The organism is Dehalobacter sp. 12DCB1 (assembly GCF_004343605.1).
Classification (GTDB): Bacteria; Bacillota; Desulfitobacteriia; order Desulfitobacteriales; family Syntrophobotulaceae; genus Dehalobacter.
In genome coordinates this window covers 317,794-331,885 of the sequence record NZ_POSF01000014.1, presented here as the reverse complement: position 1 = coordinate 331,885, position 14,092 = coordinate 317,794, and the positions used below count along the sequence as shown (strand labels likewise).

Annotated in this window: 14 protein-coding genes and 1 riboswitch; of the genes, 9 read left to right on the top strand and 5 right to left on the bottom strand. The window is 45.7% G+C overall.

The genetic code is table 11. The annotated features are described in order from the left end of the window. Positions 1–270: 270 nt before the first annotated feature. From C1I38_RS08525 to C1I38_RS08510, 4 genes are all read right to left on the bottom strand, one after another. Positions 271–1,989, bottom strand: a complete 1,719-nt coding sequence (locus tag C1I38_RS08525; protein WP_119774540.1) for an NADH-dependent [FeFe] hydrogenase, group A6 — start codon at positions 1,987–1,989, stop codon at positions 271–273. Further along, positions 1,989–3,275: an NADH-ubiquinone oxidoreductase-F iron-sulfur binding region domain-containing protein gene (locus C1I38_RS08520; protein ID WP_243103614.1), complete on the bottom strand. Its 1,287-nt coding sequence runs from the start codon at positions 3,273–3,275 to the stop codon at positions 1,989–1,991. The genes C1I38_RS08525 and C1I38_RS08520 overlap by 1 nt, the downstream gene beginning before the upstream one ends. Further along, positions 3,259–3,738 carry an NAD(P)H-dependent oxidoreductase subunit E gene (locus C1I38_RS08515; protein WP_020491791.1) on the bottom strand — a complete coding sequence of 160 codons (480 nt, stop codon included), beginning with the start codon at positions 3,736–3,738 and terminating at the stop codon, positions 3,259–3,261. The genes C1I38_RS08520 and C1I38_RS08515 overlap by 17 nt, the downstream gene beginning before the upstream one ends. 335 nt (positions 3,739–4,073) lie before the next feature. Beyond that, on the bottom strand, positions 4,074–4,733 hold the full coding sequence (locus tag C1I38_RS08510) for a redox-sensing transcriptional repressor Rex (protein WP_026156355.1): 660 nt from the start codon (positions 4,731–4,733) through the stop codon (positions 4,074–4,076). A gap of 634 nt (positions 4,734–5,367) precedes the next feature. Then, positions 5,368–5,502: riboswitch (molybdenum cofactor riboswitch) on the top strand. 73 nt (positions 5,503–5,575) lie between these two features. Between C1I38_RS08510 and glp the strand changes: the two genes are divergently transcribed. The 7 genes from glp (at position 5,576) to C1I38_RS08475 (ending at position 10,952) form a co-directional block, all read left to right on the top strand. After that, positions 5,576–6,793, top strand: a complete 1,218-nt coding sequence (gene glp / locus C1I38_RS08505; RefSeq protein WP_020491793.1) for a gephyrin-like molybdotransferase Glp — start codon at positions 5,576–5,578, stop codon at positions 6,791–6,793. 56 nt (positions 6,794–6,849) lie between these two features. After that, the gene (locus C1I38_RS08500) at positions 6,850–7,869 is read left to right on the top strand and encodes a molybdopterin-binding protein (RefSeq protein ID WP_119774539.1); all 1,020 of its coding nucleotides are present in this window, start codon (positions 6,850–6,852) and stop codon (positions 7,867–7,869) included. A gap of 51 nt (positions 7,870–7,920) precedes the next feature. Further along, complete coding sequence (gene moaA / locus C1I38_RS08495) at positions 7,921–8,883, top strand: GTP 3',8-cyclase MoaA (RefSeq protein WP_119774538.1); 963 nt, start codon at positions 7,921–7,923, stop codon at positions 8,881–8,883. 8 nt (positions 8,884–8,891) lie between these two features. Then, entirely contained in the window at positions 8,892–9,383 is a 492-nt protein-coding gene (gene moaC, locus C1I38_RS08490; RefSeq protein ID WP_119774537.1) for a cyclic pyranopterin monophosphate synthase MoaC, read from the top strand. A gap of 23 nt (positions 9,384–9,406) precedes the next feature. Then, entirely contained in the window at positions 9,407–9,901 is a 495-nt protein-coding gene (locus C1I38_RS08485) for a MogA/MoaB family molybdenum cofactor biosynthesis protein (RefSeq protein WP_026156358.1), read from the top strand. 25 nt (positions 9,902–9,926) lie between these two features. Further along, positions 9,927–10,424, top strand: a complete 498-nt coding sequence (gene mobB, locus C1I38_RS08480) for a molybdopterin-guanine dinucleotide biosynthesis protein B (RefSeq protein WP_020491798.1) — start codon at positions 9,927–9,929, stop codon at positions 10,422–10,424. Positions 10,425–10,511: 87 nt separating this feature from the next. Beyond that, positions 10,512–10,952: an MOSC domain-containing protein gene (locus tag C1I38_RS08475; protein WP_020491799.1), complete on the top strand. Its 441-nt coding sequence runs from the start codon at positions 10,512–10,514 to the stop codon at positions 10,950–10,952. Between the two features lie 107 nt (positions 10,953–11,059). Here C1I38_RS08475 and C1I38_RS08470 read toward each other — a convergent pair whose 3' ends face one another. After that, the gene (locus C1I38_RS08470) at positions 11,060–11,569 is read right to left on the bottom strand and encodes a gamma carbonic anhydrase family protein (protein ID WP_026156359.1); all 510 of its coding nucleotides are present in this window, start codon (positions 11,567–11,569) and stop codon (positions 11,060–11,062) included. A 251-nt stretch (positions 11,570–11,820) separates the two neighbouring features. Between C1I38_RS08470 and C1I38_RS08465 the strand changes: the two genes are divergently transcribed. After that, positions 11,821–13,248: a Mur ligase family protein gene (locus C1I38_RS08465; protein ID WP_026156360.1), complete on the top strand. Its 1,428-nt coding sequence runs from the start codon at positions 11,821–11,823 to the stop codon at positions 13,246–13,248. After that, complete coding sequence (locus C1I38_RS08460; RefSeq protein WP_020491802.1) at positions 13,245–14,045, top strand: glutamine amidotransferase; 801 nt, start codon at positions 13,245–13,247, stop codon at positions 14,043–14,045. Before C1I38_RS08465 ends, C1I38_RS08460 begins: the two co-directional genes overlap by 4 nt. Positions 14,046–14,092: the final 47 nt, after the last annotated feature.

Below are 14,092 nucleotides of genomic sequence, written 5' to 3'. Positions count from 1 at the left end.
CCCTAAGCTTACGGGGCATGAAATTCAAGTGGCATTGATAATTTTGATTTGGGTGGAAGATTAGTCAATAAATGCGAAGGAACCGCGGGTATTTTAATAACATCTGCGGTTCCTTCGCATTATATTCGAATAGTAATTCAAGGGAGGGTGCGCTCAGAGAGAAGGTATAGTCAGATAAAGAGTGTCCATTGGAAGGAGTGTTCAAGGAGAAGGTACATTCCAGAAAAGGGTGTTCATGGACGGGGGGGCTTTTGCTTCGGCATCATTGTTTTAACTGCGGCTGCAATATTGGGTGTGCAAAAGCCTGTGAGATAATTCTCCGAGGGGCTCAAGCAGAAAGTCCTGATAGAGTTCCTGTACTGCCGGATTTTCATGCGACTTGCGTAGCGGCATATTTTCATCGACCTGGTACAGGGCTTCGATCCGTCTGGCTCTGATCTCATTGGTCGTACCGTAAGGCTGACCTCCTCCGCCAATACATCCTCCGGGACAGCACATGATCTCAATAAACGTGTAATCGGACTGGCCGGCTTTGATCATTTCTAAGATTTTCTTGGCGTTGGCAAGCCCGTGGGCGATCCCCGCTTTTACTTCCATTCCGGCAAGATCAACCGAAGCTTCTTTTACGCCGGTCATTCCACGCACGGTTGTAAAGTTTAAGTCAGTCAGGGTTTTACCTGTAACAACTTCATACACGGTGCGCAGGGCTGCTTCCATAACTCCGCCGGTTGCTCCGAAAATAGCGGCTGCACCTGTTGATATGCCGAGGGGCGAATCAAATTCAGCTTCAGGGAGCATCCGAAAATCAATTCCCTCGTGCTGCAGCATTCTGCCAAGTTCGCGGGTCGTGAGGACGATATCTACATCCTGGCTGCCGCTTGCATCCATTTCCGGGCGCTCGGCTTCAAATTTTTTGGCGGTACAGGGCATCACGGAGACGACAATGATATCCTTGGCTTCAAGGCCGCTGGTCTGAGCATAGTACGTTTTGGCCAGGGCCCCAAACATTTGCTGGGGAGATTTGCAGGTCGACAGATGCGGAATCAATTCCGGATAGTAGTGTTCCATATATTTGATCCAGCCGGGGCTGCAGGAAGTAATCATCGGCAGGACACCGCCGTTTGCTATCCGGTCCAGTAATTCATGGCCTTCTTCTATGATGGTTAGATCTGCAGAAAAGTCTGTATCGAAAACCCGGTCAAATCCCAGACTGCGCAAAGCAGAAACAAGTTTCCCTGTCGCGATTTCGCCTGATGGGAATCCAAATTCCTCAGCTAGTGATACCCGGACGGCCGGAGCGACCTGAACGACGACATGTTTTTGGGGATCTGCAAGAGCTTCCCAGACGCGGTCTGTATCATCCCTTTCATGAATTGCACCTACCGGACAAACCAAAGCACACTGTCCGCACAGCACACAGGCAACATCAGCCAGCTGTTTACCGTATTCCGGTGAAATGCTGATTTCCGTACTGCGGTTATGACTATAGAGGATTCCAACGTTCTGAATATAGTGGCAGGCTTCTGCACATCGACCACATTTGATGCATTTATCCGGATTTCTGACCAGCGAAGGGGTTGAGAAATCCTGAGAGAAACTGTGTTTTCTTTTTTCTCCTTGGATATCCCTGACTCCAAATTTAGCTGCGATTTGTCTGAGTTCACAGTTACCGTTACGGATACAGGTCAGACATTCCTGCGGATGGTCAGCAAAAATTAATTCCAGAATGGTGCGTACAGTTTCTCTGACTCTCGGAGAATTCGTCGTGATGTTCATTCCGGCTGTTACCCTAGTGGAACAGGAAGGTACGAGGTTTTTTACACCTTCTACCTCGACCACACAAATCCGGCAATTTGCCTTGACGCGCTGATCAGGATGATGGCAAAGGGTTGGAAGATCAATGCCCTGTTGTCTGGCTGCCTCTAAAATAGTGATTTCAGGTGCAACTGCCGTTACCTTACCGTTTAGCGTAATATTAATGTTTTGCATCAGGCGGTCTCCTCCTCAATGAATGATGGTTTGTTATCACGGCAGGAAGCAAGATATTCATCCCGGTAATAGGCCAGGGAGGAACGAAGGCTGTTGCCGGCTGCTTGGCCGAGACCGCAAAAGGAAGCTTCTTGAATCGCCCGGGTATACCGTTCCAGCGTGCTAACATCCTGACGCACGGCTTCTCCGGCGAGCAGTCTGTCAAGGATCAGATTGGCCTGACGCAGTCCTTCCCGGCAGGGCGTGCATTTGCCGCAGCTTTCATGTAGAAAGAAGCGCAGCCGGTTTTGAACGTTTGACAAGATCGAACGGGTGTCGTCCAAAACAAAGATAGCCCCTGATCCGATCGTAATCCCGGTCTTGGAACAGGCCAGATATTCCAGTGGGGTAAAAAGCATCTCAGGCGGTATCAGAACACCGGAAGCGCCGCCAATGTTTACAGCTTTTATGGCTTTTCCGGTCTTTGCTCCACCGCCATATTCGCTGATGATTTCAGCAAAGGTCATTCCGAATGGTACTTCAAATAAACCGCGGTTTTGGACATCGCCGGAAAGCGAAATCAACTTGGTTCCGGGACTGTCCGGTGTACCAAAAGAACGATACCAGGATGCACTTTTTTCAATGATTTTGGGGATATTGGCAAGCGTTTCAACATTGTTAATCAACGTGGGTTTTTGCCAGAGACCGGCTTGGGTCGGGTAAGGGGGTTTCAGACGCGGACGGCCTTTTTTGCCCTCGATGGAGGAAATTAAAGCGGTTTCCTCACCACAAAGATAGCTTCCGGCACCGGAAAATAGCTTTAAAGACAAGCTGAAACCGCTGCCAAGAATATTTTCTCCAAGGAATCCGCGGCGCTCGGCTTCTTCAATGCTTTCGCGCAGGATTTTCTGCGCTTCAGGATATTCGTGCCGAACGTAGATATAACCCTCAGAAGCTCCGGCCATAAACGCCGCGATGGTGATGCCTTCCAGCAATTGAAAAGGGATATGGGTCATAATGAACCGGTCCTTAAAGGTGCCTGGTTCACCTTCGTCGGCATTGCAAATGATATAACGCAGTTTTTCCGTGTTGGCCCGTAGCATTTTTATTTTTTCAGCAGTAGGGAAAGCAGCTCCGCCCCTGCCGCGCAGTCCGGCATCCGATATTTCTTTCAGGGAAGTTTCAGGACCCTGGGCCAGGGCTTTGGCTAACGCGGAATATCCGCCGTTTTGACAATGATGGTCCAAGTCAACATGCCTGCCCGGAGAAATATTAAAAATCTGATCGTCATCAAGCATTTTGTTCATTCTGATATTCCTTTCTTAAATTACGGATAATGGCGACCGCAGCTTCCGGAGTCAGGTCACCATAGACCGCATCATCAATTTTGATGGCCGGAGACATATAGCAGGCACCAAGGCAATTGACGCTTTCCAGAGAAAAAAGCCCGTCCGTTGTTGTTTGTCCGATCTTAATCCCGAGTTCCTGTTTAATTGCAGCGAGGATGGAAGCTTTGTTGGCATTTTCACACGGCGCATTGGTACATATCCGGATAATGTGCATGCCCCTCGGTTTCAAGGAGATCTCACTATAGAAAGATGCCGTGGAATAAACCCTGCTTCGGGAGATATTCATTTCCCGGGAAATTTCATTTACGGCTTCTTCACTCAGATGATTCTGGGGGTCAGCATCCTGAACGGCTAAAATTACTTGAAGCAACAAGGCTTCTTCTTTTCCAAACCGATTGACAACTTCTTTGATTGCCGTCATTTGATCACACTGCCTTTCTGTAACCTTTCTGCAGGAAAGTTTACCTGTGCTTGCTTTAGTGTAATATGGGGCAAAATGTAAATCAAGAATAGTTATTTATTTGACAAAATAACAGAATAACAATGCAAAATAATAGACATTGCTAGCAAAGTTATTAATATATTTAACAATGCCGTTAATTATTTAACAATAAACAAAAATCTCCCGGTTCAGTTTTAACAGGGAGATTATCAGGACTATTTGTTATTTCTTGGAATCAATTATTCTATTTTTATATGCCTATTTGTTCGCCTAATTGTTGATTGCTTTATGATCTACTCAACAATAACTGCTGTTTATGGTGTTTCTTTCAGAGACTCTTCCCTCAGAGACTTTTCCTGAAGGTTATATCCAAGCACCATCAGACAGTCAATCATATGGGTATTTTCCACAATAATATCTTCCGGCATCATCAGTTCGACCGGAGAGAAATTCCATAAAGCTTTAACGCCTAAATCAGTAACCAACCTGGCGACTTCACCGGCACAATTTTCCGGAACAGTCAAGACCGCAATATCCACAGAGTTTTTGCTTAAAAAATTCGGCAGGTCATCCACGGGCTGGACCTCAACGTTCCTAATTTTTTCGCCGATCAGATCAGGCTTGACATCGAAGATTCCGGCAAGTCTAAACCCGCTTTTTTCAAAATTCGTGTGTTTAGCCAAAGCATGGCCCAAACTTCCGGCCCCTATAATGATCATGTTATGAGAATGCTGCAGTCCAAGTAGTTTGTGTATTTCCTGATGCAGAAAGCTGACATCATAACCATATCCCTGTAGGCCGTTGCCACCAAAACAAAAAAAGTCCTGTCTTACCTGAGAAGAGGTCAGACCCATTCGGTTGCCTAAATCTTTAGAGGAAATCCTGCTGATTCCCAATTGCAGCAGCGTTGAAAGATACCGGTAATATCTGGGCAAACGTTTTACAACCTGACTGGATAGTTTCTTTTCGTCCATTGCTAGCTCACTCCGAAATAAAATAATATGCAGTATAGTATACCATAATTGCATATTCCCCTTCTACTCCAATTTCCTTAATTTTTTTTGTAAATTGAATATTATTGATTTAGTCTCCCGATAGTAGTTTACCCAAAAGTTATATGTATTATCTGATGCGTTTTTCAACTTTAAGAGTTAAATTAAAGATTAGTAACGCGAATATCCTGACCAATGATGATTTTGAAACTTCTGACCCTTTGGTTGGAACTTGGACATATAATGGCTTGAACTGCCGGGTACAACGGGTGTAAAATAACAAGTGAAACAATAAATAAAACAATATACTTATTTTTGAGAAATGACAGCATTGTTGAACGAACCAGAAATATGCTCGGTGATAACAAGACTGGCATTTTTAAAGGTTTGACCGATTATTCACGACGACAAGCGAATCTAATCTGAAACTGATACATATTTTGTATTGATTATTGAATAAGGAACAAGTATGATAAGTATAATCTATCTTATCGTGCCATTACCCTTGGGTGTGTTCCTTCCCTTTATATAACCCTACTAGGAGTGTTCACCTAGTAGGGTACCACCTCCAATTGTTGAGACGAATATAAGCAAAGGAGTCGGCGGATCACAACATTAGAATATTTTTCTCCGAGCCTTGGATCCTAAAGTTGCAATGCTGCCATGGATGCAAGGTCTGGACAAAGTCCACGGAGTAGCAGAAGAAATTCTGTTACTTGCTGTATCGCGAAGGAGATGTGAAAAAGAATTGGTTTGTTTGCGAACCAAAAATCTTTATCCTGCATGTCCGTGCAGGATTTTTGTGATTAATAAGGAGGATACGCATGCAAAAAAATATTTCGTTGGAAGAAGCCCAAAATTTGATATTTGATTATTGTCCTTTGGCCGAAAAGGAGAATAGTCATTTAGCGGATACCCTCGTTAGAGTGCTGGCAGAGGATATTGTCGCCAGAGAAAACATTCCGCCGTTTCCGCGTTCACCTTATGACGGTTTTGTTTTCAAGGCTGAAGATACTGTGGGAGCTAGCGAAGCTAACCCGGTCACCTTTGAGGTGATTGAAGAAGTACCGGCAGGTTATACGGCCCAAAACGCTGTCAGCAAGGGTCAGGCAATTAAAATCTTGACAGGAGCTCCGATTCCTGAAGGCGCCGATGCAGTTGTTAAATTTGAAGAGGTAGAAGTCCAGGGCAGCAAGATATCTGTTTCAAAGGCCTTCAAGCACGGCGAAGATATTGTGCCTGAGGGTGAAGATATTGCCGTAGGTGATCTGATTGCGGCTGAGGGAACCGTTGTTACGGCGCCTCTGATGGGGCTGATGGCCTCCCTGGGGATTGCCGAAGTACCAGTTTATAAACGTCCAAAAATTGCGATTATCTCGACCGGAGACGAACTTCGTGATGTAACGGAGCCTCTAGCTCCAGGTAAGATCCGAAACAGCAATAGCTATACACTCCAAGGCTATCTCCGTTTACTTGGTGTAGAGCCTGTCGTGATGGGGATCTGCAAAGACAAGAAAGAAGAAGTTGCGGCCCTGGTCGAAAAGGCCTGGAAGCAGGCCGACTTGGTACTGACGACCGGGGGCGTATCAGTGGGAGACTATGATGTGATCCGGCATGCAGCCGATTATCTTGGTGCCGAAATACTTTTCTGGAAAATTGAGATCAAACCGGGCTCACCGTGTCTGGCCGCAGTGAAGGACGGGAAGATGCTGATCGGCCTGTCGGGCAATCCGGCAGCGGCAATGGTAACTTTTCAGCTGATGGCTGTCCCCTACATTAAAAAAATGGCTGGCAGAAAGGATTATTATTACCGGAAGATCGAAGTGATTCTGAAGAAGGATTTTCGAAAACCAAGTCCTCGCCGAAGATTTTTGCGCGGTAGAATGCTTTACGAGAATGGCATGGTCATCATGGAATCGACTGGAGAACAAGGCAATGGTGTGCTGCGCTCCATGCTCGGCTGTGATATCCTGGCGGAAATTCCGGAAAAGAGCGGCCCGGTCAAGGCCGGTGAAAAATTAATCGCTTATATTATTGAATAGAAGCAAAATGAAAAAGTTGGAATCAATAAGAATGGAATCTAAGGAGATGAATAAAAGTGAAAAAAATAGCAGTTCAGGATGCAGTCGGCATGGTCCTTTGCCACGATATAACGAAAGTGATTCCTGGGGAATTCAAAGGCCCCGCTTTTAAAAGAAATCATGTGATCAAGCAGGAAGATATCGAGGAACTATTGAGTCTTGGTAAAGAGCACATCTACGTCTGGGAAGAAAATGCCGATGAAATCCATGAAGACGATGCGGCGATCAGAATGGCCCAAGCTGTCATGGGTCAGAACATCCGTTTTTCGGAACCTCAGGAAGGTAAAACTACGTTGATTTCGACTCAAAAAGGTTTGCTGAGGATCAAAAGCTCATTGCTGCACGAAATCAATTCGATCGAACATGTTACGATACCGTCCCTACCGAATAACTTCAAGGTTGAAGTTAATCAGAAAGTTGCTGCAACCAGGATTATACCGCTGGTTACCAAAGAAGAAAATATTCGCAAAGTAGAGGAATTATGCACCCTTTATGGTCCGGTATTTCATGTTGAGCCGTATAAAGAGCTCACGGTTGGGATTGTGATTACCGGAAGTGAAGTGTATAAAGGAAGAATCAAGGACAAATTCGGGCCTGTGATCAGGAAAAAACTTGAGTATTTTGGCGCGGAAATCATCGGTCAGGAATATTGTCCTGATGAATTGGAATTAATTCAAGCGAAGATCACAGGTTATATGGAGCAAAAAGCTGACATGATTATTATGACCGGGGGAATGTCCGTAGATCCCGATGATCTTACCCCTGGAGCGATCCGGGGCACCGGTGCAGATGTTGTAACTTATGGTGTTCCTGTTCAGCCTGGTAATATGTTTATGCTGGCTTATTTGAACGGGGTACCTATCTTAGGGGTCCCCGGAGCTGCCGCCTATTTTAGGACAACTGTCCTGGATGTGGTACTGCCGAAGATCTTTGCTGGAGAGACACTGAACAAAAATGATTTTATCCGGATGGGTGAAGGCGGTTTATGTTTGAACTGCCAGATGTGTCAATATCCAAACTGCTATTTCTGCAGATAAGAATTTTCATTCAGTGTACGGGTATACGAGTGTAAGTGGGGAGTTGAGATAATGATCGATGCATATGGCAGGGATATCAATTATTTAAGAATATCTGTAACGGATTTATGCAATTTAAAATGTACGTACTGTATGCCGGAAAAAGGTATTGAGAAAAAAGAACGCTGCGATATCTTAAGCCTGGAAACTATGGAGAAAATTGCCGAGACAGCCGTTAAACTCGGAATCACCAAGATCAGGCTCACTGGCGGAGAGCCATTGGTAAGGAGAGGGATCCTGGATCTGGTCCAAAATATTGCCTTGCTGAAAAACAAAGGACTCAAGGAACTGGGACTCACGACCAACGGGCTGCTTCTGAAACAATATGCGGATGACCTGAAAAAAGCTGGGTTGACGCGGGTGAATATTAGTATTGACAGCATGGATCCGACCAAATATAAGGAAATTACCCGTTGCGGCAATGTCCAGGATGTTCTGGAAGGGATTAGGGCAGCAAAAGAAGTAAAATTATTCCCATTAAAGATCAATGTCGTTCTTATTGGCGGGTTTAACGACGATGAAATTGAAGATTTTGTTGCGATGACGATGGATCATGATATCGAAGTTCGTTTTATTGAGCTTATGCCGATCGGGGAAGCCGGAGCGTGGGGCCAGGAGCATTTCTTGTCCAACGAAGAAATACTGAAAAGAGTACCGACGTTGATCCCGTTGCCGTTTAAAAGACATGGCAGCGTAGCACGTCTCTACAAACTTCCGAACAGCAAAGGCAAGGTTGGTCTGATCAGCCCGTTAAGCAGCCATTTCTGCAATTACTGTAACCGGATCAGGATTACGCCCGATGGCAAACTGAAACCATGTCTTCATTCCAATGTTGAGATCGATATCCGAAATTACGCTGAAAACGGACTTGAGAAGTTTCTGATGGATGGAATCATGGCAAAACCCACCCGGCATTGTATCCAGAGCAGTAATTATCAGCCGGTAATAAGAAATATGCATGAAATAGGCGGGTGAAAAATAACATGAGTGAACTGACACATTTCAATGAAGAGGGACGGGCCAGAATGGTTAACGTAAGCGGGAAGGCTGAAACCACTCGCGTAGCGGTAGCACGCGGTGAGATCCGGATGAAGCCTGAAACCCTGGCGCTGGTCAAGGAAGGACTCATAGCTAAAGGGGATGTGCTGGCGGTATCGCAGGTTGCAGGTATCATGGGTGCCAAAAAGACTTCTGATATTATTCCGATGTGCCACCCGCTGCTGTTATCGGGAATAGATGTTTCTTTTAAAATCAACGAGCAGGAAAGTAAGATTGAAATTCAGGTAACAGTTAATAACTCCGGGCAGACCGGCGTCGAGATGGAAGCACTTACGGGAGTTTCTGTCGCAGCGCTTACCATCTATGACATGTGCAAGGCCGCAGAAAAGGATATGGTGATCGGGGATATCTGTCTGGTCAGCAAGTCCGGCGGCAAAAGCGGCAATTATATCCGAGCGGATAAAACAAAAAAATAAACTCTTCGGAGAGGTGAAGAATGATGATCACTGTAGGCGTTATCACAGCTAGTGATAAAGGATCCAGAGGAGAACGCGAAGACTTAAGCGGACAGGTCATTAAAAATATGGTCGAAGAGATTGGCTGGGAAGTTAAGATTCTGGAAATTGTTCCGGATGAACAGAAGATCATTGAAGCCAAGCTGATTGAATATGCCGACGAACGTAAAGTCGATGTGATATTCACGACCGGAGGAACCGGGTTTTCACCGAGGGATGTGACCCCGGAAGCTACGCTGGCTGTCGTCGAAAGGCTCACCCCGGGAATTCCCGAGGCGATGAGACTGGAGAGCCTAAAGGTCACGTCCAGAGCGATGCTTTCCAGAGCAGCCGCTGGAATCAGAGGCAAAACTGTGATTATCAATTTACCGGGAAGCCCGAAAGGTGTTAAAGAATGTCTGGCAGTTGTTCTGCAGTCGTTGGAGCACGGCATAGAAATTCTAAAAGGGACTACCGGAGAGTGTGCGCAGCCATTTTAACAAAAACGACAGGGAGGAGAACACTGTGAATGATGTTCCAGTCATATGTTTTGTTGCCGCGAAATCAGGCACCGGAAAGACAACTTTCTTGGAAAAACTAATCAGGGAAATGACGAAACGTGGTTTTAGGGTCGGAGTGATCAAGAGCGACGCCCACCGCTTCGATATTGATAAACCAGGTAAAGACAGCTGGCGATTTGCTGAGGCGGGTGCAAGATCTACGGCGATTATCGGGCCCGACCAATATGCTGTCATTCAGAAAACCGAGATGAAGAAAGATATTGAAGATGTAATTGCAGTGATTGAAGGTGTCGATATCATCCTGGTCGAAGGGTTCAAAATGTCCCAAAGACCAAGATTTGAAGTTGTAAGAAGAGAGCTGGGCACCGACATTGTTTCTCCGTTGGAGAACTTAATTGGCATTATCACAGATGTCAATGATCTTGCTGTTCCGGTTCCGGTGATCGATATTAACGATTATCAAACCGTAGCGGATCTTATCGCTGAAAAGTATCTGTCCTGAGTATCCGTTGACGATTATTTGCTTAATCCTATCTGTTTAGCAGTCTAAAATAAGATGAACATACCAAAAAAGGAAGGAGTACCCCACATGCCAAAAGTAATTGCTGTCAATATCAGTGAGACAACAGGGGTTCCAAAACAAGAAATTGAAAAGGGCTACTTCAAAGTGGATCATGGTTTAGTCGGAGATGCGCATGCTGCCAACTGGCATAGACAGGTCAGTTTGCTTGGGACTGAAAGTGTCGATAAACTAAAACAGGCTGGACTCACAGGCCTGGATAACGGCAGATTTGCGGAAAACCTCACGACGGAAGGCATCATTCTGTATGAGCTTCCCATTGGTACGAAGCTTAAAATCGGTGAGACGCTGATGGAAGTGACCCAGATCGGCAAACAATGCCATAACAGCGGATGCGCCATCAAACGGCTTGCCGGGGACTGCGTAATGCCGCGTGAGGGGATTTTTACCAAAGTCCTGTCTCCGGGATGGATTAAACCGGGGGATAGCATTGAGATCGTGGAACAGTAAACCATTTCTTACAAACAAACCAAATGAAAAAGATAGTTGATAAAAGTATTTCAACTATCTTTTTCATACTACCAAAATTCAGAGGGAAAAGACAATGACGATATCGGCTATCCTTGAACGAGATATTCCTGGCCTTTGGCAACGTATCTTTCTGTCATTTGGCGAATGGAGGCCAGCTCTTCCGGCGTAATTTCTCTGATTACCTTCGCGGGAGAGCCAAGAATCAGTGAATTTGGAGGAAATATCTTTCTTTCCGGGACCAGGGAGCCTGCTCCCACGATCGAATTTTCGCCAATGACAGATTCGTTCATGATGATGGAGCCCATCCCAATCAGGCAGCCTTTACGAATTGTACAGCTGTGGAGGATACACCCATGGCCGACAGTAACCTCATCTTCTACAAGCGTCGGCAGATCAGTATTCACATGGATAACACTTAAGTCCTGGATGTTTGTTCTTTTACCGATGACAATTGGGGCAATATCTCCGCGTAAAACACAATTGTACCAGATACTTGCGTAGTCTCCAATGGTTACTCTGCCAATGATTTTTGCGCCTTCCGCCACATAGACAGTTTCTGAGACCGAAGGTTTAACGTCTTGATAGGGAATGATCATAAGAATGGTTGCTCCTTGCTTTTTGGCTTTAAAAATATTATAGATTTCAGAACGGCCTTTGTCGAGAAGTATAAAAGACCTGCCAACAAAAGGCTTGGCAGAAGCCACGTTTTCTTAAATAACAACAAACCCTTAAGTTGCTGTTTATTTTAGGTGTAAGTTAGGTTATATTAATAAGGATGTTTAAGAATGTTTGGAAATAACAAACGAATATGGTGTTACAGCAATTAAAAGATAAGGAGCACCTTCTGATGACAGTCCGTTTCTACCTGGCGCTTTGGACAGGAAAGATCGTATCGATATTGATGAGGCTTCTAGGGAAGAAAGGCACAACCTTCCCAGGATTTATTGCGCTTAAAATTTGCCCGAATATGATTGGATTCTTGGCTTCCCGTTTTCCGGAAGGTGCAGTAATTATTACAGGAACCAACGGCAAAACGACAACGAACAACCTACTGGCTTCCATTCTGAAGACAGCCGAAAAAAAGATTGCTTTTAACCGGGAAGGAGCCAATATGCTTACGGGTATTGCAGGAGCATTGCTGCAGAATACTACATTTGCAGGTATGCCGCAAGCTTCTGTCCTGCTGCTCGAAGTGGATGAGGCTACACTGCCGGGGTTATGCAGGCAGCTGACTCCGAGGCTTGCTGTGATTACGAATTTCTTCCGGGATCAGCTGGATAGGTATGGCGAATTGGATACGACGATCAAGCTGGTAAAAGAGTCGCTACCTGCCGCAACAGAATTGGTGTTGAATGCGGATGATCCGCTAGTTGCTCAGATCGGAACCGGCCGGAAAGGTGTATTCTACTTTGGGGTAAGCACACTGCCCACAAGCTCTGCCGACAGCACGGAAACGCGGGAAGGACGATACTGTTCGCACTGCGGTCAGGAATTGTCTTACACGCTGTTTCATTACGGCCAGTTAGGGAACTATAGGTGTCCTAGCTGCGGTTTCAGCCGGCCTAATCCTTATATTGAAGCGAAAGAAGTCAAAATGGAAAGCAGGGAGATTTCGTTCAGGATAGATGATGACCATGACAACCACGTCTATCAGGTACCTTTGCAAGGGTATTATAATCTGTACAACGTGCTGGCAGCTTTCTGTGCTGCGGACCGTCTGCAGATATCCAGAGAAGATATTGGTACCGGACTGAACCGGTATGTTTCCGATGCAGGGAGAATGGAACAGTTTTCGCTCCTTGGATGTGAGGCGACGCTGACCCTGGTGAAAAATCCAACAGGTTTTAATCAGGTCATCCATACCATTGCAGAGCTACCTCAGTCTGTCCGCTTGCTGATTGCGATTAACGATCTGGCGGCCGATGGCAGGGATATATCCTGGTTATGGGATGTCGACTTTGAAATTTTGGCTTTGCGTCAGGATGACGTACCACAAATCATATGCTCCGGTTTAAGAGCTGAGGACATGGCTTTGCGACTGAAGTATGCCGGAATTAAGGAAGACAGAATTACAATGGAACATTCTCTGGAAAAAGCGGTGGAGATGCTGGAACAGCCAAGCATCAGCGCGGCGTCAGCGCTCAAGGCGGCTGCAAGCATAGCAGAGGGAGGAGCCGTATTTATTCTGCCAACCTATACTGCCCTTTTCCCGATACGGGATATTCTGGTGAGAAGAAAAACCGGAGAAAAACAGCGTAAGGCGGTAAATGTATGAAGCTTACGATTTTTCATCTTTATCCGGATCTGCTTGATTTATATGGGGACAGGGGAAATGTTCTGGCGCTGGCTGCCAGATGCAGGTGGCGTGGAATCGATGTCGAGATACGCAGAATATCTTTGCGAGAAGAAATGGATTTTTCCGAGGCGGATATTCTTTTTCTGGGAGGAGGTTCGGACCGGGAGCAAAGTCTTTTGGTTCAGGATTTAAGCACAAGATCCTCAGAGCTTAAAGCAGCGATTGACGATGGACTTGTCATGTTGACCATTTGCGGCGGTTACCAGCTTTTGGGGCAGTATTATCAGACCAGAGACGGGGAGAAAATCCCGGGATTGGGCATACTGGACTTTTATACTATTGCTGGAAATAAACGACTGATTGGCAATGTCATTGTTGAAACGTCACCTGAGCTTTTGGGTTCCATGTCAGAAAACATTTCCCAGCAGTCCGATGAAGTTGGGGTGCACAATACCATGGTCGGATTTGAGAACCATTCTGGGAAGACCTATCTTGGACCAGAGTTGAATTCCTTGGGAAGAGTGCTGAGGGGTTATGGCAATAACGGTGAGGATTTACAGGAGGGTGTAAGGTATAAAAATGTTTTTGGAACTTACCTTCATGGACCGTTGCTGCCTAAAAATCCCCATATTGCCGACCTGCTGCTGGGTCTGGCGACAAGAAGAAAGGATCCGGCTTATCAGCTTCAAATCCTGAAAGACTCTCTGGAAAAAGCAGCACATCATGCGGTTATAGAACGTTTTCTTACGGCAGGATCCATAGCCGGATCTAAATAGGATTACAATAGGAAAAAATTACATGCTGGAAATCAGAAAGAATGATT